Below are 580 nucleotides of genomic sequence, written 5' to 3' on the forward strand. Positions count from 1 at the left end.
ACCCAGCCCCGATGCAGGCACAAGCGGAGACGGCGGAGACGGCGGAGACAGCGGAACCGACAACGCGGACGGCGCACTACCGGGGCCCGGGTTCGGCGCCGCCGCGGAAACCGCCGCCGCAGACGCGCCCCTGGAACGCCGCACCCGGCCCCAGCAACTCCTCGACGGCCTCATCGGCGCCTGCAAAACCGCCCTCGCCACCGCAACCCTGCCCGCCACCGGCGGCCTCCGACCCCAGGTCATGGTCACCATCAGCTACCAGGACCTCCTCAACCGCCTCGAAACCACCGCAACCAACGGACCCCGCCACACCACCACCGGAAACCCCAGCCCCACCCGCGGCAACCATCCGTGGTCCCCGGCGGACGGGCCTGCGTTCACCGCCGGCCACCCCGCATCCCCGGCAGGCCACCTCCCGGCCACCGCCGCGGACGGGCCTCCCGGCACCGCGACCGGCACCGGAACGTTCACCTTCACCGGCCCCGTCACCCCCGCCACCATCCGCAAAATCGCCTGCGACGCCGACATCATCCCCGTCCTGCTCGGCAGCGAAGGCCGCATCCTCGACATCGGCCGCACC

General features: G+C 73.4%; 1 pseudogene. It reads left to right on the forward strand.

Annotated features, from left to right (window positions below):
• Positions 1 to 580: pseudogene (locus tag J7I89_RS21220) on the forward strand (HNH endonuclease); the annotation flags it as partial.

Source organism: Arthrobacter sp. ISL-5 (assembly GCF_018613835.1).
Lineage (GTDB): Bacteria > Actinomycetota > Actinomycetes > Actinomycetales > Micrococcaceae > Arthrobacter.